The organism is Singulisphaera acidiphila DSM 18658, from assembly GCF_000242455.2.
Classification (GTDB): domain Bacteria; phylum Planctomycetota; class Planctomycetia; order Isosphaerales; family Isosphaeraceae; genus Singulisphaera; species Singulisphaera acidiphila.
Genome location: NC_019892.1, coordinates 38,044 through 60,982, shown reverse-complemented (window position 1 = coordinate 60,982; position 22,939 = coordinate 38,044). Strand labels below are relative to the sequence as shown.

20 protein-coding genes are annotated in these 22,939 nt (G+C 63.5%); 12 read left to right on the top strand and 8 right to left on the bottom strand.

Annotation, left to right across the window (positions count from 1 at the left end; translation table 11 throughout):
* Nucleotides 1–72: 72 nt before the first annotated feature.
* Nucleotides 73–2,568, top strand: coding sequence for a PSD1 and planctomycete cytochrome C domain-containing protein (locus tag SINAC_RS00245; protein WP_015243696.1), 2,496 nt, complete (start codon nt 73–75; stop codon nt 2,566–2,568).
* 33 nt (nt 2,569–2,601) lie between these two features.
* Entirely contained in the window at nt 2,602–3,969 is a 1,368-nt protein-coding gene (locus SINAC_RS00240; RefSeq protein ID WP_015243695.1) for a DUF1501 domain-containing protein, read from the top strand.
* Nucleotides 3,970–4,129: 160 nt separating this feature from the next.
* Here the strand turns inward: SINAC_RS00240 and SINAC_RS00235 are convergent, their stop codons facing one another.
* The 5 genes from SINAC_RS00235 to SINAC_RS00215 all read right to left on the bottom strand — a co-directional run bounded on the left by SINAC_RS00235 (nt 4,130) and on the right by SINAC_RS00215 (nt 7,524).
* On the bottom strand, nt 4,130–4,396 hold the full coding sequence (locus SINAC_RS00235; RefSeq protein ID WP_015243694.1) for a hypothetical protein: 267 nt from the start codon (nt 4,394–4,396) through the stop codon (nt 4,130–4,132).
* 120 nt (nt 4,397–4,516) lie between these two features.
* A complete protein-coding gene (locus SINAC_RS00230; RefSeq protein ID WP_015243693.1) occupies nt 4,517–4,945 on the bottom strand; it encodes a DUF2780 domain-containing protein in 429 nt (142 codons plus the stop codon).
* 481 nt (nt 4,946–5,426) lie between these two features.
* On the bottom strand, nt 5,427–6,590 hold the full coding sequence (locus SINAC_RS00225; RefSeq protein ID WP_015243692.1) for a hypothetical protein: 1,164 nt from the start codon (nt 6,588–6,590) through the stop codon (nt 5,427–5,429).
* Nucleotides 6,590–7,030: a hypothetical protein gene (locus SINAC_RS00220; protein WP_015243691.1), complete on the bottom strand. Its 441-nt coding sequence runs from the start codon at nt 7,028–7,030 to the stop codon at nt 6,590–6,592. The genes SINAC_RS00225 and SINAC_RS00220 overlap by 1 nt, the downstream gene beginning before the upstream one ends.
* Nucleotides 7,027–7,524: an RNA polymerase sigma factor gene (locus tag SINAC_RS00215; protein ID WP_015243690.1), complete on the bottom strand. Its 498-nt coding sequence runs from the start codon at nt 7,522–7,524 to the stop codon at nt 7,027–7,029. Before SINAC_RS00215 ends, SINAC_RS00220 begins: the two co-directional genes overlap by 4 nt.
* 433 nt (nt 7,525–7,957) lie before the next feature.
* Between SINAC_RS00215 and SINAC_RS00210 the strand changes: the two genes are divergently transcribed.
* From SINAC_RS00210 to SINAC_RS00190, 5 genes are all read left to right on the top strand, one after another.
* Nucleotides 7,958–10,852 (top strand): DUF1549 domain-containing protein, encoded by a 2,895-nt coding sequence (locus SINAC_RS00210; RefSeq protein WP_015243689.1) that lies wholly within the window; start codon nt 7,958–7,960, stop codon nt 10,850–10,852.
* Between the two features lie 45 nt (nt 10,853–10,897).
* Nucleotides 10,898–12,190 (top strand): DUF1501 domain-containing protein, encoded by a 1,293-nt coding sequence (locus SINAC_RS00205; RefSeq protein ID WP_015243688.1) that lies wholly within the window; start codon nt 10,898–10,900, stop codon nt 12,188–12,190.
* Nucleotides 12,191–12,259: 69 nt separating this feature from the next.
* Nucleotides 12,260–13,291: a WD40 repeat domain-containing protein gene (locus SINAC_RS00200; protein WP_015243687.1), complete on the top strand. Its 1,032-nt coding sequence runs from the start codon at nt 12,260–12,262 to the stop codon at nt 13,289–13,291.
* A gap of 390 nt (nt 13,292–13,681) precedes the next feature.
* Entirely contained in the window at nt 13,682–13,888 is a 207-nt protein-coding gene (locus SINAC_RS00195) for a hypothetical protein (protein WP_015243686.1), read from the top strand.
* A 10-nt stretch (nt 13,889–13,898) separates the two neighbouring features.
* Complete coding sequence (locus SINAC_RS00190; protein ID WP_015243685.1) at nt 13,899–14,237, top strand: hypothetical protein; 339 nt, start codon at nt 13,899–13,901, stop codon at nt 14,235–14,237.
* 106 nt (nt 14,238–14,343) lie between these two features.
* Here the strand turns inward: SINAC_RS00190 and acuI are convergent, their stop codons facing one another.
* Nucleotides 14,344–15,339, bottom strand: coding sequence for an acrylyl-CoA reductase (NADPH) (gene acuI / locus SINAC_RS00185; RefSeq protein WP_015243684.1), 996 nt, complete (start codon nt 15,337–15,339; stop codon nt 14,344–14,346).
* Nucleotides 15,340–15,464: 125 nt separating this feature from the next.
* On the bottom strand, nt 15,465–16,325 hold the full coding sequence (locus SINAC_RS00180) for an alpha/beta fold hydrolase (RefSeq protein WP_015243683.1): 861 nt from the start codon (nt 16,323–16,325) through the stop codon (nt 15,465–15,467).
* 289 nt (nt 16,326–16,614) lie between these two features.
* On the opposite strand from SINAC_RS00180, the gene SINAC_RS00175 reads away from it, so the two are divergent.
* The 5 genes from SINAC_RS00175 (at nt 16,615) to SINAC_RS00155 (ending at nt 22,515) form a co-directional block, all read left to right on the top strand.
* Nucleotides 16,615–17,265 (top strand): CGNR zinc finger domain-containing protein, encoded by a 651-nt coding sequence (locus tag SINAC_RS00175; protein ID WP_015243682.1) that lies wholly within the window; start codon nt 16,615–16,617, stop codon nt 17,263–17,265.
* Nucleotides 17,266–17,337: 72 nt separating this feature from the next.
* Nucleotides 17,338–18,231 (top strand): helix-turn-helix domain-containing protein, encoded by an 894-nt coding sequence (locus SINAC_RS00170; RefSeq protein ID WP_020467111.1) that lies wholly within the window; start codon nt 17,338–17,340, stop codon nt 18,229–18,231.
* A 295-nt stretch (nt 18,232–18,526) separates the two neighbouring features.
* Nucleotides 18,527–19,771: an aldo/keto reductase gene (locus tag SINAC_RS00165; RefSeq protein ID WP_015243680.1), complete on the top strand. Its 1,245-nt coding sequence runs from the start codon at nt 18,527–18,529 to the stop codon at nt 19,769–19,771.
* A gap of 243 nt (nt 19,772–20,014) precedes the next feature.
* Nucleotides 20,015–20,398 carry a BlaI/MecI/CopY family transcriptional regulator gene (locus SINAC_RS00160; RefSeq protein WP_015243679.1) on the top strand — a complete coding sequence of 128 codons (384 nt, stop codon included), beginning with the start codon at nt 20,015–20,017 and terminating at the stop codon, nt 20,396–20,398.
* A complete protein-coding gene (locus tag SINAC_RS00155) occupies nt 20,395–22,515 on the top strand; it encodes a M56 family metallopeptidase (RefSeq protein WP_015243678.1) in 2,121 nt (706 codons plus the stop codon). The genes SINAC_RS00160 and SINAC_RS00155 overlap by 4 nt, the downstream gene beginning before the upstream one ends.
* Nucleotides 22,516–22,596: 81 nt before the next feature.
* On the opposite strand, the gene SINAC_RS00150 is transcribed toward SINAC_RS00155, so the two are convergent.
* On the bottom strand, nt 22,597–22,884 hold the full coding sequence (locus tag SINAC_RS00150; protein WP_020467112.1) for a hypothetical protein: 288 nt from the start codon (nt 22,882–22,884) through the stop codon (nt 22,597–22,599).
* Nucleotides 22,885–22,939: the final 55 nt, after the last annotated feature.

The following is a 22,939-nucleotide window of genomic DNA, read 5'->3' as shown; positions in this document are numbered from 1 at the left end:
GTAGTTTCGTTGGATGCTTGTTTAACAAGCGGGCAGTCTGCTCCCGCGGCCGGAGCGCGGAGGTGTCTCGAAATGAGCCGGACGATCCTGAGCCTGGTTCTGACAACGATCTTGGTGGCTGGCGGATCGCGATCGAATGCCCAGGCGGGTGCGCCTGACGCCGCGTCGGAGAGCTTCTTCGAGCTCAAGGTGCGGCCGGTGCTCGCCGGGACTTGCGTGAAGTGCCATGGCGCGAAGAAAGCAAGCGGCGGGCTCAGGCTTGACTCGCGGGAGGCGATGCTGGCCGGTGGCGAGAACGGCCCGGCCTTGGTCCCGGGCGATCCGCAGGGGAGCCTCATGATTCAGGCGGTTCGCCATGACGACGAATCGCTCAAGATGCCCCCCACCAAGCCGCTTCAGAAGGCCGTTCAGGACGACCTGGTTGCGTGGGTCGCCGCCGGTGCCCCCTGGCCGAAGGCCGCCGCTGCAAAGCCGATCGCGGGGCAGGCGCACTGGGCGTTCGAGCCGCTCAGGGCGATTACGCCGCCAGCGGATCCGAACGGCTGGGCTGCGCAGCCGATCGATCGGTTCATTGCCGCTGGGCAGCAGGCCAAGGGGCTTCACCCGGTTGCGAAGGCGGACCGCCGCGCCTTGGTCCGTCGAGCTTACTTCGACCTGATCGGCCTGCCGCCCGAGCCCGATCGGGTTGAGGCGTTTGTGGCCGACGAGCGGCCGGACGCGTTCCCAAGGCTGGTTGAGGAGTTGCTCGCGTCGCCTGGCTATGGCGAGCGCTGGGGACGTTACTGGCTCGACCTCGCGCGGTATGCCGACACGGCCGGGGATAACTCCGACTACCCGATCCGCGAGGCCTACCTGTATCGCGACTACGTGATCGACGCCTTCAACGCCGACATCCCGTACGACCGGTTCCTTCACGAACAGATCGCCGGTGACATCCTGGCCGGTGACGGCCCGCGCGACGACTACGCCCGCCGGGTCATTGCCACCGGCTTCGTCGCCCAGGCGAAGCGGTTCGGCACGCGGAAGCTCGAGGACATCCACCAGATCATCGAAGACACCTTGAACACGACCGGCCAGGTCGTGCTCGGACTCTCCCTCCGCTGCGCCCGCTGCCACGATCACAAGTTCGACCCCATCACGGCTCGCGACTATTACGCACTCTACGGTTTCTTCGCAGGCGCCAAGTATCCGTTTGCCGGGGCGGAGGAAGATCGCAAGCCAAGCGAGTTTGCACCGCTCGTTCCGCCGGATCGACTCAAGGACTTCGAGGCGAAACAGGCCGAACAACTCGCCCGGCTCAACGCGGACGTTGCCGAGGCCGAGACTCGCGGTGAGGCCACGAACCGAGTCCGCGACCTGGGATTCGCGGTCGCCGAGGCGGAGTTTATCGCAGGGGTGGCCGGGACAGCCGACCGAACCCAGGCGCTCGAAGCCTTGAAGGTCGAGCTCGCCAAGGCGACGCGGGGCCGCGATACCCGGCTCCACCAACTGCGCGGAGAGATCAAACAAGTCACCGAGGCGGGGCCGTGGGCCCTCGCCCCGCTGGCCTACGCCGTTCGCGACGGCGATCCGACCGACGTCAAGCTGCAAGTGGGCGGTGACCCGAGCAAGCTTGGCGAGTTCGTGCCTCGGGGAGTTCCCAAGGTGCTCGAACCTGCTGGCACGATCGACCTGCCCGCGACGGGGAGTGGCCGGCTCGCGCTGGCCCGCTGGCTCACCGAGGGCTCGCCCCGGCCCCTGACCGCTCGGGTGATGGTCAACCGGATCTGGCAGCATCACTTCGGCAAGCCGATCGTGCCGACGCCGTCGGACTTCGGCCTTCGAGGCATTCCGCCGACCCACCCCGAACTGCTCGACTGGCTGGCCGCCGACTTCATCGCCCAAGGGTGGTCGGTCAAGGCGCTCCACCGTCGGATCATGCTCTCGGAGACGTATCAACTCGCCTCCGAGCATGACTCGGCCGATGCGGCGATCGACACGGGCAACGCGTACTACTGGCGGTTCGACCGCAGGCCCCTCGATGCCGAAGCCCTGCGCGACAGCCTGCTCGCCCTCGGGGGGAACCTTCAGCGCGACCGGCCGGGTCCCCAGCCGTTTCCCGCCGTGAATACATGGACATACACGGCGCACCACCAGTTCAAGGCGCTCTACCCGTCGGAGCACAGGAGCGTCTACCTGATGGTGCAGCGGCTCCATCCGCACCCGTACCTGGCTCTTTTCAACGGACCTGACACGAGCGTGACGACTCCCGCACGCGACAGCTCCACCGTCGCCTTGCAGGCCTTGTACCTCCTGAACAACCCGTTCGTGCACGACCAGTCGCAGCGGTTCGCGGGCCGGTTGCTTGCGGAGGGGGCCGACCCGTCGGAGCGACTCCGTGCCGCCTACCTTCGCGCGTTCGGCCGCGCACCGACGGCCGGCGAACAGAGCAGGGCAGGGGAGTTTCTGACGCGTTACGAGCGGAGCCTCGCCGATGAGGGAGTGCCCGCCGAACGCCGCTCCGGCGAGGCCTGGGCCGGCCTGACCCGGGCCTTGCTCGCCTCCAACGAATTCCTCTATGTCGACTGACTGAAGCACGACCGAAAGGGAGGAGCCAAGACAATGGCGGCTGAATCGCCAAACCGGAGGTCCGTGCTTCGCCGCGCCTCGGCATTCGCCATGGCCGGCGGGTTGGGACTCTATCGTCAGCTCTCGATCGCCGCCGCGACGAATTCGGGACACCCGCTCGCGCCTCGACCGGGCCACTTCCCGGCCAAGGCGAAGCACTTGATCGTCTTCTTTATGACGGGTGGATTTTCGCATCTCGATACGTTTGATTATAAGCCGAAGCTCCAACAGGATCATGACAAGCGTGTCGGCAACCACAAGGTGCTGGCCTCGCCGTACAAGTTCCGGCCGCGGGGGGCGAGCGGCAAGATGGTCAGCGAGCTGTTCGAGCACGTCGGTGGGGTCGTCGACGACGTCTGCTTCCTGCACACGGTCAATGGAGATTCAGCCGGGCACTCGGCCGCGACCTTGGGCATGCACACCGGCTCGGTCACGATCCCGATGCCGAGCATCGGCTCGTGGGTGAGTTATGGCCTGGGCACGCTCAACACGAACCTGCCTTCGTTCGTCGTGCTCGCGGCCAAGGAGCCGTACAACGGGTTCCAGGTCTGGGACTCGAACTTCCTGCCCGCCTATCACAAAGGGGTGCGGGTGATCCCTGGCCCCAGTCCCCTTCCCGACGCCAAGAGCCCGATCGCGTCGGTCACGAGGCGGGAACTCGAGGGCCTGATGCTCCGCGACCTCAACGAGGCGCACCTCACGGCCCGCGACGGCGACTCTGCCTTGGCGTCGCGGATGACCACGTTCGACACCGCCTACGGTCTGATGCGTGAGGCGCCCGAAGCGTTCGACCTGGGCCGGGAGTCGCGCGCCTCCCTAGAATCCTATGGCGCGAAGGCCGACGACCCCGGCTCGTTCGCCGCTCAGTGCGTTGTGGCGCGCCGCTTGATCGAGCGAGGGGTGCGGGTGGTTGAATTGTTCGACGTCGGCTCGAACACGAACTGGGATAGCCACAACGACATCGATGACCATCGGGCTTTGTCGCGCAACATCGATCGGCCCATGGCCGCGCTGGTGAGCGACCTGAAACAGCGCGGTTTGCTCGAAGAGACCTTGATCGTCGGCTGCTCCGAGTTCGGCCGCACCCCTTGGCAAGACCTGACTCCCAGAGGTCGTGGCCACCACAGCCGCTGCTTCACCTGCTTCCTGGTCGGCGGCGGGGTGAAGGGCGGGTTCAGCTTCGGCGTTTCCGACGAGTACGGCGACGGCCCGGCTGAGAACCCCGTACACGTCCACGACCTCCACGCCACCATCTTGCACCTGATGGGGCTTGACCACACCCGCCTGACCTACCGTTACTCAGGGCGCGACTTCCGGCTCACCGACGTCCACGGGAACGTGGTGCGCGACGTGATCGCGTGAGGAAACGTCGTGGCCAGTTTCAGCGAATTTGTGCGACATTGGGCTGTTGCTTGTGTCGCCACTCATGAAACGATTGGCCTCGCGTGCGATGTCTTTCCGACGGGCGGGTTCACCTGGAATTCCGAGAGTGTTGGAACCCGCCCGCCTGGAGGTTTGGCGATCAAACGGTCGAAAACTGCGCCTCCGAAAACCCTGACCGGGAACCGATGGAGACGGACTCGACCTTGATTGTGAACGGGTTCCCGCCGTCGAGTTGGAGGCGGAAGGTCTTGCCTTCCAGCACCCCCTGCATGAACGACTCGGTGTCTTGCAACTCGAACCGGCCGGAACGCACCCCGGCGGCTTCCTCTGAGGACTCGATCGTCCCCTCAACTTCGGTGATGGTTTGGCCGTCTTCATCGGCCAGTGATGCGTGGAAAGGCTCCATGACTTGGTTGCCTCCTCATGTCCGAATGAACGAGATTTGCCCGTGAAGCGAATCTCTCCGAGGGGGTAGCCGTAAGGTCGTTTCGCAGGGACGCCCCTCACCAGGGTCGTAGGAGCCGGATCAACTGCCGCCGGTCTCAGCCGGTGTTGTGAGCGTGGGGAGGGCGGCCTTGACCTTTTCGAGAAGCTCGGCAGGCAGGAACGCCTTGAGTTGCTCGAATGCCCGGGGGAGGAACGCCTCGATCTGTTCGGCGCTGAGGCCGGCGTGAGAGAGGTCTGACAGGAGGTGGGCCCCGTTCCCAGCGCTGCCGCCGAACAGTTTGCCGGCCAAGCCTGAGACCATGCCCAGGAGGCCGGAGCCTGCCCCCGCGTGATCCGGCTTGTGGGCCGAGAGCATCTCCGAGGCACCGGGGAGGGCTGCTTGCAGTTTGCTGAAGAGATCGGGAGGGAGGCTTTTCTGGAGGAAAGTCAGTAAGGTCCCGAGACCTTTCTTGACCATCTCGCCGTCGATCCCGGTTTGTGAGGACAGTGCAGTGACGATGTCAGACATCGTAATCGCTCCTCGGGTTTGTTGGACATTGCAGGTCAATCACGAGCGACAATGGATCAGGCGGCCGCGATGTGTCCCTCAATACAAGGCCGCCGGCTGAACTGAGAGGGCACCGGGGCCGCCGAACGGGGGAACCCGGATCCCGTCGGCCGAAGAGACCATTGCGCAAAGAGGGAGGTCGACGGGGTAACCTTTTTTATCGCTCGCCTGCCTCTCGCTCGCAAGCGCAATATCGGAATCCACAATATATTTAAAATGCAGCTTGCCGAGGACGACGGACGCTTGGGGCCTCCCTTATTGAGACTTGGGACGGCAACTTCACCTCGCCCTAACCGAGGAAATCGGTGTCGATTCTCAGTTTCGCGTGAAGAAAACTGAGAATCGATCCCGATTTCTTTCTTCCCGAAAAGACAAGCCCTCCCGGCTTGGGATCGCCGGGAGGGCTTGTTGTTTGGAGCCGTTTAAGTGCTGACTTAACTTGTTACTTCTTCTCCTGTCCTATCGTCAGCGTCACTGGTTGGTCGTGGAAGAGCAGCTTCGATTTCAGTTCGAAGCCCTTGTCCAGGGCGCGATACTCAAACGGCCCGGCCCCGAAGGGATCCTTGATGCCCTTGAGCTTATCCGAGCCACCACGGACCACGACGATCGCCGCCTTGAGCAACTCGATCCTGGCCTGGTTCCGACGTTGGGTGGCGAGGAGCGTGTCCGGAGTCGTGAGGAAGTAGCCCGCGAGCGGATGGGCGGCCTTGGTCGTTTTCTTGAACTCCGGGTATCGTGCGTCGAATTCCTCCCCAGGCAAGGCGATCAAGGCCGCCAGGTCGTCGCAGACGGGTAAGAGGTCTTCCGTCAGCTTGATGGCCTGCTCGATCGTATCGACGCGGTTGATGGCGTCCAGGCCCCCCGGCCGATCCGTCGCGTTCTTCCAGACCTCTCTCCAGGCTCCCTTTTTTCTCGCTTCCGCGTCCCTCAGCTTCTTGACCAGCCAGCGGATTGTGTGTTCCTTCTCCATGGTGAGGTACGCACTTTGGAACGTCGCCCCCGCCGGCAGCGCTTCGTAGGTGGACATGATCCCGGGGGCGAGCGTCTGCAACTCCGGCAGGGAGGAAGCCACCAGGTCGATCGCGGTTGCCTCGATCAGGTAGCGCACCAGGATGCTGATGACGATGGGGTCGGAGCCGACGTGGCGGGCCAGCGCCAGAATGGCGGTGGCGTCTTCGGCTCCGGCCTCGATGTGGCCCTGCTCGATCTCGTGCCGGGCGTGGAGGGCGGCCAGGCGGGCCAGGTCCCGGGCCTTGGCGAGATATGGGAGGAGGAGCCCCATGCCGTCTTCGTAATCCAGGCCCCAATCGCAGTCCCGCAACTTCGCCCCACGGAGCAGGTACATCCGGCTTTCCTCGAACGCGGCGATGAGCTCGAGCGTTGCCCCGTCGAGGGGGACCTTGTTCGAGTCCTCGAGCCGCTTCTCCTGGTTCTTGTTCAGGCTTGGCATCAGGGCGAAGGCTTGCCAGTACTGCAAGGCCGCGTTGGCTGCGGGGGCGTGCCCAGCATCCGGGGTGGGTGCTTCCGCTGCAGTGGAGGAGGCCCCCGGCAGGGCGAGCGCCAGGCTCAGGGCCGTCGAGATCGCAGCGAGGTTCCAGCTTCGCATCAGAGTTCTCCTGAGAGTGCTCGTCCTTCGAGATCGGGCCGGTTGAATGCGCGGATGCGCACGAGTTGAGGGTTGGGGCCGTGGTTGCGGGCGGCGTGTCTGTCGAGCAGGGTCTCCATCGCTTCGGGTGATTGGGCCAGGGCTTGCCGATAGGCACGGAGGGAGGGTAATGCGTTTTCGGGCCGACCTGGTGGTGCGGTCGGGGATTCGACGAGGGCTGGCCCGGTGTCGAGACCCCGGCTACCCCCTCGTCCAAGGAAGAGGGCCACCAGGTATGCGGCGGCAAGGCCGCCGATGATGCTGAGACTCCAGAACCGTCGGTTTTTCTTCGCTGTGGAGTCGGCCAGTCGTCCGGCGATGCGCTGTCTCAATTCGCCTGATAACGCGGAGGGGCGAAAGGCGAGCAGCTCTCTTTCGAGCGGGTCGGGTGTCTCGTTCATGGAATCGGCTCCTCAGCCAGCCGTTCACGCAGCTTGGCTAGTGCGTAGCGATAGCGGGACGCGGCGGTGTTTACGGAGATCTGCACTGCTTCGGCGATCTGGGGGAAAGAGAGGCCGCCCCAGACCTTCATCACCAGCACCTCGCGCTGAGTCTCGGGCAGGCTGCGGAGAATGGCCTCGATGGTCTCCCGGCGCTCTTCCTGCCCCAGCGGGCCGGTCAGCGAGCCCTCGGCTTCCGGGCGGGCCGCGACCTCCTCTCGCCTGGACCGCCTCTCCCGGCTGCGCTGCCAGTTCAGGGCGCAGTGCTGCACGCAGGTGTAGAGATACGCGGTCGGGTCGTTCGCCCGGTGGCGTGACCGCCAGAAGCGAACGAACGCTTCCTGCACGACGTCCTCGGCGTCGGCCCGGCTCGCCACGCGTTGCCGCGCCAGAAGAACCAGCGTTGCGCCGTGTCGGTCGAGCCAGGCTTCCCATTCATCTGGACCGCCCGCCATGCGTCATCCCCTGGCCTCGACAGAAATCTCTCTATCAACTAGACCCCGCCGGGCCGGTCTCCTGTCTATCCCGTGAGGTTCTGCACTTGGCAGAGAATTCGGGTTGGACGATATCTCGGGGGTTTACGCTCGCCTGGTTTTGTGTTAAACCGGTGTTGGATCGGCTGGTCGAAACGCCGGACTCCTTTGTTTCGCAGGCGACGGGAGACCTCGAGGGGACCTCGAGATCTTCTTTTGGGAAACAAGGGGCGGGTTTCGCCGCCTGATCTTGAACACCCCGCCGAGTCTTCGGATGATGCCGACGACAGCCCCTGTCGTCGTAAGTGCGATGAGCACCGAAGGCTCACGACTACTGTCCCGAGAGCGCCCCCTGCCAGGCGATCGTCGAATTCCTCCCTCCTTTTTGGTTCGTGCATCGCGCGAGGCTCTCCCTATGAATCGCCTCCCATTCCGGTTACGGCTCGGTTTATGCGCTTACCCCATGCTCTGTGTGGTGGGTTTGCTGACATCCACGGCCGGCGCGGCGGACGCTCCCGCACCGCCCTTGCACGAGCGGATCGATCGGGTGATCGACGCAAGCCATGTCGGCCCGCCGGTCGCGCTGGCCGGTGACGCGGAGTTTTTGAGGCGGGTTTCGCTCGACCTGACGGGGATGCCACCGTCCTCGGAGGAACTGAGGAACTTCTTGGCGGACACGGCGGCCGATAAGCGAACCAAGGCCGTTGACCGGCTCCTGGAGAGCCCGCTCTACAGTCGGCACCTGGCGACGACTTTCGATATCATGCTGATGGAGCGGCGGCCGAACAAGGATGTCACGGCGGAGGAATGGCAGAATTACTTGCTCCAGGCCGCACGCGAGAACAGGCCGCTCAACCACGTGCTGAAAGAGGTCCTCAGCGCCGACGGCGCTGACGCCAAGCTCAGGGCCGCGGCCCGGTTTTACCTGGACCGCGGGGCGGAGCCGAACCTGATCACGCGTGATGTCGGCCGGATCTTCTTCGGCCGCGACATGCAGTGTGCTCAGTGTCATAATCATCCGGTGATCGATGATTATCAGCAGTCGGACTACCACGGTCTCGTCGCCTTCTTCACGCCCGCGTATGCACTCGTCCGCAAGGAGGGGGGCAAGGATCAGACGGTCTTCGCCGAGAAGACGGGCGGTGACCTCACGTTCGACTCGGTGTTCGTGAAAAATGATAAGCACTTGACGGGTCCTCGGATCCTTGGCGAGACGGAGCTGGTCGAGCCGGTGTTTCCACCCGGTGAGGAATACCAGGTGAAGCCCGCCGACAACGTGCTCCCGGTGCCCAAATTCAGCCGAAGGGCCCAGCTCGCCTCGCACGTGACCGGCGGGACCAATCGTGCGTTTAATGAAAATATCGCCAACCGACTCTGGGCCATGTTGATGGGGCGGGGCCTTGTGCATCCCCTCGACCTGCACCATCCGGCCAACCCGCCGAGCCACCCGGAATTGATGGCGCTGTTGGCCGATGAGCTGGTCGCTCGGAACTATGATACGAAGGCCTTTCTGCGTGAGCTGGCCCTGACCCGGACTTATCAACGGGCCATCGACCTGCCCGCGGATCAGGCCCCACAACCTGAAGAGGTGGCGTCGACGGTCGCGGAGCTCAAGACGCGAACCGAGGCGCTCACGGCCGCGTCGGAAGCGGCTCGGAAAGAGTACTCGCAGGCGATCAAGGACTGGTACGCGGCCGAGACCACGCTTGTGCCGGCCGCGGCCGAGCAAGATCAGGCCCTGGCCAAACACGCCGAGGTTGACAAGAAGCAAGCCGAGGCTCAAAAAGCGGTCAATGACCTTCTCGCGCAGATCAATGCTCGCGAGGATGTGGGGAAGTCGCTCGCGGAGGCCGCCGGCAAAGCCCAGGAAGCCGCCAAGAAGCTCCCGGAGGAGAAAGACTTGGCCGCCGCCGCTCAGAAATTTGTCGACCGATCCAACGCCCTGATCGCCGAAGTGGCCGCCTTGAAGAAGACGAGTCCCGACAAGGCGGCTGCCCTCACGAAAGCCGGCGAAGAGCTGGCTGCGGCGGTCAAGCCGGTCGAGGCCGCGCGGGCCAAGGCGCTGCCGCTCCGCGATGTGGTTCGCCAGAAGGAGCAGGTGGTCCTTGCCGCCCGGCGCAAGACGGCCGAGAGCAAGGTCGCGCTCGAGCGGCACAAGCGGCAACTGGAGCGGCGTGAAACCTTCGCCCAGCGCGAGACTCTTCGAGGGCAGGCTGTGGCTATCGCCCAAGCCGCTGTCGCTAGCCGCGAGGCCGTTGCCCAGGCCCAGAAACTTGCGAAGGACTTCGAGCCGGATCTGCTGCAACATCAAACGGAGGTGAAGACGGCCGACCAAACCCGTCTCGCTTTGGAGAAGAGCAAGGCCGATGCCGAGGCCGCTCTGACCCTTCAGCAGAAAAGAGTGGCGAGTGTCGATGCCGCGCTCGCCGCGACCGATGCCGCCCGTGAACAATTACCCGACGACCCGACCTTGACCGAGGCCGCGCAGAAGCTCAAGACGAAGGCCGACGAGCTGCGGTCGGTCGCGGCCACACAAACCACTCAGCGGGACGCCGCCCTGGCGGAGCTCAAGAAGGGGGCCGATGCCCTCGCCTTGGCCAACCGAGGACTCGACGCGTCGATGGCCGAGAAGGCTCGCCGCGACAACCTCGTGGCGGCTGCACAAAAGAAGCAGGCCGACGAAGAGGCGCGGGCCCAGGCGCTGGAATCGGAAATCGCGGCCGCGACCGAACAACTGGCCACGCTCCAGTCCAACAGCTTCGACGTGGCTCAGCTCAAGCCGCTCACCCCCGAGCAGATGTGCTGGAGCATCCTCAAAGTCACCGGGATCTATGACCGCTTCCACCAGGCCGAGGAGGCGGAGCTGAACAAGACGAAGCCGCTGGACGAAGCGGCAAGAAACGACCCGGCCCAGGTGCGTGCTCGGGCGTTGGAGCTGGAGCAACGCACCTTCGACAAGCTCAAGGGGAACGTCGCTTCCTTCGTGACGGTTTACGGGGCAGGGGCCGGTCAGCCGCAAAATGACTTCTTCGCTACGGCTGACCAGGCCCTGTTCGCGGCCAACGGCGGCCTCGTGAACGGCTGGGTGGCGCCTGCCGGCGGGAATGTCTCCGAACGCATGGCCGCTGAACAGGCCGTCGAGAAAGCCGCCGAAGATCTTTATGTGACAATTCTTACGCGGTTGCCGAGCCCCGAGGAGTCGGCCGACGTGGTCCGGGTCCTCACCGAGCAGGCTGCGAACAAACCGGCTGCCGTGCAGGAGCTGGTCTGGGGACTCTTGACGTCGGCTGAATTTCGATTCAATCACTGACGCCTTTTGCTTTGGCCGAACGCTTGCTGGAAAGGCACGTGAATTATGAAGTGCGCATACGCTTGCAACTCGTCCGAGCACGTTGTGGCGAGACGCGGTTTCCTGGCCGGCCTGGCGGCGACGGCGGCCGGGTCAGTGGTCGGGGGACTGGGCGTCTTCTCGAGCCCGCTCGCGGCCGCCCAGTTGAAAAGCGACCAGAAGCGAGTCGTCGTCTTCAACATGCATGGCGGTTTGAGCCAGCTCGAGAGCTGGGACCCCAAGCCGGGGACGGATACCGGTGGCCCTTTCCGGGCGATCGAGACCTCGGTCCCTGGCATCCGGATCTCGGAGCTGCTGCCGAACGTCGCCAAGCAGATGCACCACCTCTGCCTGGTCCGCGGGGTGAACACGAGCGAGGATGACCACGGCAAGGGAGCCTACATGATGCTCACCGGCCGTCGCCAGACCCCCGCCGCCGACTACCCGTACTTCGGGGCCGTCTGCGCCAAGGCCATGACTCCCCAAGATAGCGCCTTGCCCGGCCATATCATCATCACACCCGGTGGCGGCGGCGGTCGCGGGAATGACTCCGCCTACCTCGGTCCGATGTATTCGAGCATCGCCCTGGGCAACGGCAACCCGCCTCAGAACACGACCAGGCCCGGCCAGGTCACCGAGCCGATGGACGCTGCCCGCAACGACTTCCGCAAACGGGGCAACGACCGCTTCCTGAGCCGTCGCCGCACGGCACTGACTGAGGCCTATGTTTATTCCTATGAGCAAGCGGCCCAGCTCATGAAGCAGCGGGAAGTGTTCGACGTCACCAAGGAGCCGGCGAAGGACCACGACCGTTACGGCAAGCACGACTTCGGACGTCACTGCTTGCTCGCCCGTCGGCTCCTCGAAAAAGGCGTGACGTTTGTTCAAGTCTCGCACTCGAACTACGACACGCATAACGAGAATTTCAATTTCCACATCGAGCAGCTCGGCGAGTTCGACCTCTCGTTTGCGACCTTCGTGGCCGACCTTGCCGACCGAGGGATGTTGGAGAGCACCCTGATCGTCGTCCTCTCGGAGTTCGGCCGGACGCCGAATATCAACCTGTACTACGGTCGTGACCACTGGTCGCATGCCTGGACGGTTTTGATGGCCGGTGCCAAAGTCCAGCGCGGTGTGGCCTACGGCAAAACGAACGACAAAGGGACGGAAGTCGTCGACGGCCAGGTCGACCATGCCAACCTGTTCCACACTTACCTCCAGGCTGTGGGGGTCGACTCGACCGACTCGTTCGACATCGAAGGGCGCGACGTCCCGATCGCCGATCCCGCCTCGAAGATGATCAAGCAAATCCTGGCCTGATTGGTTTGTCGGATGATGGCTTTGTCCGGTCCGGGTTTACGTGAACGTGAATGAGGAAGAGGTGCTGCCTTGAACGCCCACGCCGCTGCCGTTCCCGCCGGGTTTGATCCCAAGCTGGCTCATGTGGCTGCCCAGTGGCCTACCGAGCGGCCGGTGGTGAGCTGCCGCTTTGAGCCCAAAGGCCGTTTCGTGTTCTGCGGGCTTGAGAGTTCGGCCGTTCAACGGTTCGACCTGGCCGACGGCAAGCGGCTCGTGTTTCCCGGCGGTCATGAGTCGTGGGTCTTCTCATTCGCGTTCTCGGCCGACGGGGAGACGACCTTCAGCGGCGGGGGCGATGGACGGATCACGGCCTGGGAGACCGCGTCGAATGCGCCTGCGCCCCAGCCGATCCGAAAGATCGAAGCTCATCAGGGCTGGATTCGCGCGTTGAGCGTCAGTCCCGATGGCAGCTTGCTGGCCTCGGGCGGCAATGATCGGATGGTCCGGATCTGGGAGACGGCGACGGGAAAACTGGTCCGGGAGTTGGCGGGGCACACGGGGCATGTCTACTCGTTGGGTTTCCACCCGGACGGGAAAACGATCCTGAGCGGCGACCTTCTCGGCGCAATCAAGCAGTGGGATCTCGCCACGGGCAACCTTGCGGGGGCCTTCGACGCCAAGCCCTTGCACACGTACGAAGGGGGCCAGCAAGTCGATTTCGGCGGGATTCGCGGGCTGGCCATCACGCCCGACGGCAAGCTCGTGGCTGCGGGAGGGCTCCACAAGGCCACCAACCCGCTGGGAGCGATCCACGAGCCGATCGCGATCCTGTTCGAAGGGGAGAGCCGCAAAAATGTGCGCACTCTCCTGGCGGACGGCATTCCCCAAGGCGGGATCTGGCGCCTGCACTTCTTGGCCGACGGTAGCCTCTTGGGGGCGTGCGGGGGGGGCAACGGCGGCCTGCTCCTCTTCTGGAAAACCGACGCTGACAAGGATTACCACCGGTTCGGCCTGCCCAACATCCTCCGGGACATGGACGTTCATCCCGACGGCCTGTGGATCGCCTCGGCCCACCACGACGGCCACGTCCGCATCACCCGCCTCGCCGCCAAAACGGCCTGAGCCGGTGGCTTGCCACCGGGGGCCGTAGCGAGAAGCGGTCATGGTGGATCCATTGACGAAATCAATCACCGTCCCATTTTGGCCTGCCTTGCATTCCCTGGGACCGCGGGCGCCTGGGGGCTGCCGGATTGAGCTCGAGCGGCAAGTCTGGCCCTGACGCTGATCCAAAATGCGGCTCGACATGTAGTCCTTCCAAGACTACTGTCGAGCCTTTCCGCGTTCAACAGCGGGCACACGGCCAGCTGTTCATGGCGGAATCGTTCCCTTTGGCTCGGCGAGAGTCCCGAATCAAAGCCGTGCACACGGCATGTTGCTTACTTAGGCTTGTAATTGAGCCTTGACCTTTGCGGTCGGCACTGTCGTCAGCCGCCGCGATCATTGAGGATATTCATGGCGAACAAGCTGAATGTTCAGTTCAACGATCGGCAGACCAAGGTCTTGGAGGATATGGCCGATGCGCTGGGGACGACCAAGTCGGGGGTTTTGAAGACGGCCCTGGCGTTGCTGGAGGTGGCGATCCGGGAAAGCAAGGATGGCTACTCGCTCGGTGTTGTGAAGGGTGACAAGGTGATCAAAGAGATCGTGGGAATCGAGTGAGCCTCCTCCGATGAATGGAATTACGCCAAGGGATGTCCCGAATCCGGTGCGGATCGACCTCAAAAAGGAGATCGTCAAATCGGAGTGGAAGGAGGACCCGGTCATCGGGTCCGAGCAGATCGCGTCGCTCTCGATCGTGCGCTGGGTGCTGATGATTTTCGGGGGCGTGTACGCACTCAGCTTCACCGCGATGTTCTTCCTCTTCTATCGGACGGACGCCACGTTCGAGAAGGGGTCGGAGTTGGTCAAGTTCATGCTCCAATCGATCCTGCCCCTGGTCACGCTCGCCATCGGCTACTACCTGGGCGATCGCAACCGACCCCATCCGGCCTCCAAGGGACGCAAATAGTTGATGATGCGCTGAGGTGAGCGGGGAGTGTGAACCTCTTGTTATATGCTGATTAAAGTTCTCTCGCAGGGTGGGCCCGCACGGCTCACCCTGCAAGAGAATTTGATTATCCTGCTGCGTTGGGATCGATTGCCACCACCAGGCGTCCTCGGACAGCGCCCGCCAACATCGTCGAGGCGGCGGCGATCGCTTCCGACAGGCCAATTTCCCGTGTGATCAAATCGAGGGTCCGCGTGTCGAGATCGCTCTCGAGCCGGCGCCAGGCCTCCAACCGGTCTTCCACGGGCCGGTAGACGCTATCGATGCCCGCGAGCGTCACGCCTCGCAGAATGAAAGGCGCGACGGTGGCGGGAAAGTCCATGCCTTGAGCCAGTCCGCAGGCCGCGACGGTGCCGCCGTAGCGGACGGTGGCACAGACGTTTGCCAAGGTGTGGCTTCCGACGCTGTCAATCGCGCCGGCCCAGCGTTCTCTACCCAGCGGCTTGCCGGGCGAGGAGAACTGGGCACGGTCGACCACTTCGTCGGCTCCCAGGCTCTTGAGATAGTCCGTCTCGGCGAGTCGACCGGTTGAAGCCACGACGGTGTAGCCACGCTGATGAAGCAGCGCGATCGCGATCCCGCCCACGCCCCCGCCGGCACCTGTGACGAGCACCTCGCCTTTGTCGGGCGTTACGCCGTTTCGTTCGAGGGCGATCAGGGCGAGCATGGCCGTATAGCCTGCGGTGCCGATGGCCATCGTCTGTCGCGGGGTGAACCCTTTGGGGATGGGAATCAACCAATCGCCTCTCAGCCTGGCCCGCTCGGCAAGCCCCCCCCAGTGGACCTCGCCCACGCCCCACCCGTTGAGCAGGACGAGGTCACCGACCGCAAACTTGGCATGGCGGCTTGTCTCCACTGTGCCGACCAGGTCGACGCCCGGCACCATCGGGAAGCGGCGAACGACCGGTGACTTGCCCGTGATCGCCAGCGCATCCTTGTAGTTCAGCGTCGAGTAGGCGACCCGCACCGTCACGTCGCCTTCGGGCAGTTGTGAGTCGTCGAGTTCCGCCAGCTTCGCTTCATAACCGGCGTCACCGTTCTCGATCAGCAAGCCTTTGAACATCGGATTTTCCTTGGGGCTTTCGACCTCAACTCAAGCCTTGGGCGGAACTCGATTCGCTTTCTATTTACCGTGAGTGGGGTCGGGCGGGAAAGGCCGATACCTGACGACGTGGTCTCGCCTTCGGTTTATACCGAGACCCTCTTGTCGAGGAAACTGCGGATGGCGGTTGCGATCTCGCCTGCATGTGTTTCGAGCGCGAAGTGGCCGGTGTCGAAGAAGTACACTTCGGCGTTCGGGTTGTCGCGTCGAAAGGCCTCGGCGCCGGCGGGCAAGAAGAACGGATCGTGCTGGCCCCAGACTGCGAGAAAAGGGGGCTGGTTGGCTGCGAAGTAGGCGTGGAACTTCGGATAGAGCGCGACGTTGTTGGCGTAGTCGAGGAACAGGTCGAGCTGGATTTCGTCGTTGCCGGGCCTCGCGAGCAGGGCCGAGTCGAGCGTGTACGACTCCGGGGCAACTCTTGTCCCATCCGAGACGCCGTGGGCGTACTGCCACTTCGTGGCCTCGGGCGTGAGCAAGAAGCGGAGGGCTTCGCGATTGGCTGCGTTTGGCTCCTGCCAGTACGCCTGGATTGGATTCCAGCCGGTGCTCAGGCCCTCTTCGTAGGCATTGCCGTTCTGGGAGATGATCGCCATGACGCGCTCCGGCCGCGCCATCGCAAGCCGGAAGCCAACCGGTGCGCCGTAGTCGAAGACGTATATGGCGTACCGATCCAGGCCGACCGCGTCGGTGAAGCCCTCAATGAGCTTCGCCAGATGATCGAAGGTGTAGGAGAATTGCGCCCGGTCCGGCGCGTCCGAAAAACCGAAGCCCGGCAAGTCGGGGGCCACGAGGTGAAACCGATCGGCAAGCAACGGGATCAAGTCCCGGAACATATGCGATGAACTCGGAAAGCCGTGGAGCAGCAGCAAGGTTGGATTCTTGCGGTCACCGGCTTCGCGATAGAATACGTCATGCTCCTCGACGGTGACGGTACGGTAGCGAACCATCGGTTTGAACTCCTCCAGGAACGAGGACCTCGAGCGCTTCCGACTGATCTGGTAACCTCTGAAGCGGCACTAAGAAGGTTATGAGGGGCAAGATAACTTGTCAACCAGGTTTTTTCTGGTTACTTGGTGGTGTGTCCGGCAAGTTTACTCGCGTTGGAGGTTAAGTTGTGAGTCGTCCGGCCGGGCTCCTGGTTTCGGTTGAGCGTGGCCGGGCCGGCCGTTATTCAGGATTTGTTGGGGCATCTTATAGAATAGAGCCGGTACGTTTGCTGACGGTTCAGGAGAGAGCATGACCATCGGCTCCAGTTCGCTTCCCGCGGCTTTTTTTGTTGGCGATCACCTGGCGGTGGATTTCCTCAACAGCACGTCGACACCTTCGGGTGTGCGGACTGAATGGCTGCGCAATGGCACGGATCTTGTGAACTGGCTCGAGCAGGCGGGGGCGATCGACGCCACGGTCGCCACGAGGTTTCGGGCTGAAGGGGAGGCGCTCGACGGCGTTGCCGAGCAGGCGCGAAGCCTGCGTGAATGGCTCCGCGCGTTCGTTTTGCGGTATGCTGGATCCGAGCTCGGCGCGGAGGCGCTCGCGGACCTGGCTCCGCTGAACCGTCTGCTCGCTCAGGATGACAGCTACTGGCAGGTCGAAGAGGGGGAGAAAGACGGGGTCTCGAACGCCGAGGATCGACGGCCTCTGCGGCGTCGGCGATTGCAGCGCTGGTCGACGCCCGAGCAACTCTTACAGCCGATCGCCGAGGCGATGAGCGACCTCGTTTGTCATGCCGATTTCCGCTGGATCCGCGCCTGCGAGGGATCAGCCTGTACGCTGATGTTTCTGGATCGAACCAAGGCCCACGCCCGGCGCTGGTGCAGCATGGCTGTCTGTGGCAATCGTGCCAAGGCAGCCGCGCACCGGGCCCGAGCGACCGGCCGACGCTCTTGAGGCCCCAATTCTCCTCCGTCGTTCCGGCGCGTGAGAGCCGACCCTTTTAAACAAACGATAAAATGAGGGCGGATGATGAATAAGCCCATGGAAATTGTGGAAATGGGAACGGGAGACGACCTCCTCACCGATGGCATTGCGCTTTGGAGGCCGAAGACCGATGGGCGGGGCGTCCCCAACCATGATCGGCACGCTCACGGTTTTCATCAAGTTACACTGATTCTTTCGAATCCTGGAAGTTTCGAGTGGCACTTTGGCGACGAACGGGTGTTCTCCGGGCTGGCGGTGGGCCATGTGATCATCTGGCCTGCGCTGGTCTCGATCGAGGTGTGTCGGCCGTCGCCGTTTCAGTCGATCTCCGTACAACTCTCGACCACCTTCCTGAGTCGGGTCGCGGGCCAGATGGGCCTGGGAGGGAGATGGCTTCGTCCAACGGCATTACCCGGCGACCCTTTTGTCGAAGGGGTCGTCCGGAAGCTCGCCGACGAGTCACAAGATACCGGGGCCGGTCGAGGGTTGCTTGCCAGTTCGCTCGGCACGGCCTTGGCCGTTCATTTGTTGCGGGATTATGCCGGCGAGGACCACGAGCCGGCGCCACGGCAAGCGGGTCTCTCGGAGGATGAATTGGGCCAGGTGATGCGGCATATCGAGAAGCATATCGACGCGGATTTGTCCGTGGAGCGGCTTGCCGCCCTCGTCCGTCGCAGTCCTTACCACTTCATCCGCCAGTTTCGGGCCGCCACGGGAACGACGCCTCACCAGCAGGTCATTCGCCGCCGCGTGGAGCGGGCCCGGGACCTCTTGGGTGATGGTCTTGGCATCGCCCAGGTGGCGGCGAGCGTTGGCTTCTCGAGCCAGTCTCACCTTCATCACCACGTTCGCAAGCTGCTGGGAGTGACTCCTGGCGACCTGGTTCGCGGCCGGGCGCGAGATGATCGCCGCGACCGAGCCTTTCGCCACGGCTGACGCGGCGCTCGACATGCTGATGTCCGAGGCGTCCCCGGCGATGTGGAGCCCCTCGGCTTTGCGAGCGTCGGTGGCCTTCCCCTGCTAAAACTCCACGCCGCCCGGCTTCCGTTGCTCCTGCCCGGTGGTAAGATAACGGCCTGGCGTCATCTGGGAACCGACCGGGAATCCGTTCCTGGTTCGTTCCCACCGAGATTTGCCTCGCATCCATCATTGCCAGTTGTTTGGGCGCGTTCCTTCCATCACCCACGGGCCGTTGCGTTGAACGACCCGTCCTACGAGGAGTCGAGAACCAATGGCCTACGAAGAGATGGACAGCAGCACCAACCGGCGAACGTTCCTCCAGACCACTGGAGCGCTCGCCACGGCCTCGGCCATGAGCTTGGCCCCTACGGCCTCGGCCCAGGACGCAGCCGCCAAGACCGGGGCGATGCCCACGCGTCCGCTGGGCAAAACAGGGGTCAACATCACCTTGCTGGATCAAGGGGCCGTGCGGAGCGAGAGCCTCGACCGCCTCTTCCGGGCGGCCTTCGCCAGTGGTATCCGCGTCTTCGACACCGCCAAGGTCTATGGCACCGAGCCCGCCTTCAAGAAGTGGTTCGAGCAGGTCCCCGAGATCCGCAAACAGATTTTCCTCGTCACCAAGGACATGCCCAAAGGTCCTGGCGAGATGATGAAGATGGTTGATGAGCGGCTGGCGAGCCTTGGCACCGACTACATAGACCTCTTTTTTATCCACGGCCTGGGAGATGAACACAGTCTTGATGATGCCATGAACTTCGTGAAGAGCCAGGAGTTCAAGGAGACGGCCGAGGCGATTCGGAAGTCGGGCAAGGCCAAATTCGTTGGCTTCTCGACGCACCACAAGGACCGCGCCCAGATCATCCAGGCCGCCGCCGATGGCGGGATCGTCGACGCGATCATGCTTCAGTACTCCCCTTGGCTCGACAAGGACTCGCCCCTCAACAAGGCGCTGGACGCCTGTTGGAAGAAGGGGATCGGCCTGATCACGATGAAGCAGATCGCCGGTAAGCGGTTTGGCGACAAGTACAACGGGAACATCCTCGACGACGTTCAGCGCAAGGTGCCGATGCTCGCTGAACGTAACCTGACCCCGTTCCAGGGGCTCCTGCACGCAATCTGGACCGATGAACGCATCAGCGCCTCGTGCGTCTCGATGAAGAACACCGACCAGATCCGCGAGAACACCGACGCCGCCCGCCGATTTGAACCCGTCAAGACGACTGACATCCTCCAACTTCGCGACGCCGTTCTCGCCTCCGGCCAGACCCTCTGCGCCGACTGCGACGGTCGCTGCTCGGTCGCCGCCGGCACCCAGGCCGAGCTCGGCAATCTGACCCGGTTCCTGACCTACCACGAGCACCACGGCCATCGCGCCGAGGCCCGCCGCCAGTTCGCCGACATGACCGACGCGGCTCGCGACTGGGCGGGCGCCGACCTCGAAGCCGCTCGAGAAGCCTGCCCCGGCAAGCTCGACTTCGCCAAGCTCTTGCCCGAAGTGAATCGGCACCTGGCCTGAGCCCCGGTTTGATCGATCCTTCGGTCGTTTGAAAACGAGCGGGGAGCGGAGATCGCTCCCCGCCTTCTTTGAAGTGAGCCGAGTCCGCGAAGCTGACGGGCTGTGCCCGCTCAACGGAAAGCGTCCGTTGAAATCTCGAGATCAGATCGCTAACGCAGTCAAGTCGCGTTGACAGAACCGCGATCGTCGTTAGATTGTGAAAACCAAATTTGGAATACCAAATCGGCCAAGGGAGGGCCCGACATGGGACGTCCGCCTGCAAAGGACCTGACGGAGCGGGAACTGGAAGTCATGCACGTGTTCTGGCGGCATGGCGAGGGGACGGCGGCGGAGACTCGGGACCGGCTGGCGGCCTCGGGGCTGGATCGGACGTATACGACGATCGCCAACCTGATCCGAGGGCTGGCCGATAAGGGTTTCCTCCACCAGCTCAACGAAGAACGGCCGTTCTGTTACAAAGCGGCCCGCTCGTATGAAGATGTCTCGGGTCGGCTCCTGGGCGATCTGCTCCAGCGCGTCTTCCGGGGCTCGCGGGCCCAGCTCTTGAAGCAACTGGTGGAGCAACGGACGCTTACGTCCGAGGAGCGGAGCCTGCTCGAACGGATCTTGAAGGAGCAAGACCGATGAACGACCTGGGTCTCGCGTTGGCCTGGTGTGCGGTCCAGGTCTCTCTGCTGTTAATTCCGGCTGTTGTTCTCTATGTGCTGGCGTCCCGACGTAGCCCGGATTCGGGCGCGTGGGTCGGGTCGTTGAGTCTCGGCCTGGTCGTGGCGATCAGCCTGTTGACGTTCACGGCTTTAGCCGAGGTGACCTTGCCCACGATCCCCAGGGCAATACCGGCGGAGTCCGTCGCGATCGCGAGTTGCCGCGAAGCTCCTCCGGGCGAGCCTCGCTGGGACGAAGGGGTTAGAACCGGCTGGACGATCGCGATGTTCTGGGATGTTTGGAATCGGCTTGAGACGACGGCGGCGGTGCCCGCGGCGCGTTGTCGGCCCTGGGGGAGTGCGCTGGCGGTCGTGGCCCTGACGGGGACGGGGGTGGGCCTGCTCCATCTGCTGATCGGTCTCTGGGCTGTCCATCGGTGTGTGCGGCGGTCGCGGCCGGTGGACGACCCGGAACTGAACGACCTGATTGAGGAGTTGCGAGGGTTGCTGGGGTGCCGTCGTCGTGTCTCGCTTCGCGAGGCCCCTGAGCTGACGACCCCGGCGACGGCGGGTTGGCGGCGGGTGTTTGTGCTCTTGCCGGACGACTGGCGGTCGTGGGACAAGCCCGAGCGTCGGGCGGTTCTTGCTCACGAACTTGCGCACGTTTGCCGGTCTGATTATGCGACGGGAGTGGTGGCCCGGCTCGCCCTGGCGATTCACTTCTATCACCCCCTGATCCACTGGCTGGCGACGCGGCTCCAGTGGGAACAGGAGCTGGCGGCTGATGCCCTGGGTGCTCGGTTCGCGGGAGGAAGAGCGCGTTACTTGCTTTCGCTGTCGCGGCTGGCGCTGCGGCAGGACGGACGGATTCCGTGCTGGCCGGCGAGGTCGTTCTTGCCGGTGAAGGGGAATTTGATCAGGAGGATCGCTATGTTACGTGATGAAAGCTTGTCGACAGATCGGTCGTGGTCATCGCTGCGGCGGGGCGTTTCGGCCTTGCTGTTGCTGGTCGTCACCGCTGGTGTCTTGACTCTCCAGGGGCCGGCCCGAGGTGATGACACCGACAAGGTGGACGATGAGGTCAAGACGGTAAAGCGGGTGCCTCAATCGGACGACACGTTCAAGGTTCAGGGCGAGCCCTTCGACTTGACGTACCTTCCCGAGAACGCTCAGGGCTTTGTGGCGCTCCGACCGGCGGCCATGTTCGGTCGAGCTGGCATGGGTGCTTACCGCACCATGCTGAATCTGCTGATTGCCCAGCAATGGTCGAAAGCCGCGAACGCGTTCGGGTTTGACCCCGCCAAACCTGGGCTGGGCTCTCCTCGGGTCGAAATGGTTGAGCAGATGATGAGCGTCATGACGATTACACAGTCCAGCCTTGAGAGGCCGCGTTGGAGATTCATGCTCGGTGACGTGGTCTCGGCCCGGACCACCGAGCCTTTCGATTGGGTGAGGCTCTTTCGTGTCTTTACGAAAGAGTTGACCGAGGCACGTGAAGGAGACCGTGTCTATTACAAGTTGAATATGCCTGCACTCGGGCCAGACGTTTGCTTCCACTGTTCCGATGACCGGACGATCGTCTTCGCTGGCGAGAAGCGAATGCTGCAGCTTTTGCGTCGTCAGACTTCAACTCCACCGATGTTTGCGAAGATGAAGGACTGGGATCGTTCGCTCCGTGGGCTTTTTGTTGCTGCGTTTGATAGCCGTGATGGGCTCCTGGGGAAATGTCTCCAGGACGCCGATTCCAACGGGATCGATATCGCGAGCCCGTTCAAGCACGCCGGGCTTTGGACATTCGGCCTCGATAACGGCGATGCGATCGCGTTCAACGTCGTCGCGACCTTCTCCGAGGCCGGTGCAAGCGAGTCGAACGTCCGCGAGACCCGAACGCTTCTCTCGACACTTCGTCAGGAGGCGAGCCAACCTGCCCCCGGTGCCCCGGCTGGTAAGGATCATGATCGAGCTCGAAAGATGTATGCCGATCTGCTTAATGGATTGCGTGTTGAGCGAGACGGTCAGTCGGTCATCCTCCGCGCCTCTGGGTTAGGGTTGATCGCCGACTTCGCCTCATTGGTAGCTGCTGGCGTAATCGATCTGTGACTCTTCCCACGGTCACTCGCTCTGCACGCATCAACGCGCGTTCGCCAAGGGCCGGACGGGAGCCTGCTCCCGACCGGCCGCTCAATTCTCGCGTGGGATGGCCCAGCCGTAGGTGTCCACGTCGCTCGTGTCCGAGGAAACCCCGTCGCCATCGGGCCCATGATGGTTTCGTACTGGACGTTCCCGGCAGCCATCAATCGCCGCAACGACCGGCGTGCCCGCAACGACCTGAGCGAGAATGTCAGGCAAGCGCCGGCCGAGGATCGGTGGCCGCCCTGTCAGCAGCGTAAAGAGGACTGCACCGAGGCCGTAGATATCCGTTCGCGGATCGATCGGCCCCCAGCTTCGGGCTACCTGCTCGGGAGCCATGAAGGGAGCGGTTCCTTCGACTTCAGCCGTCCATGGTGTGTCTTCCGGCCTGGCG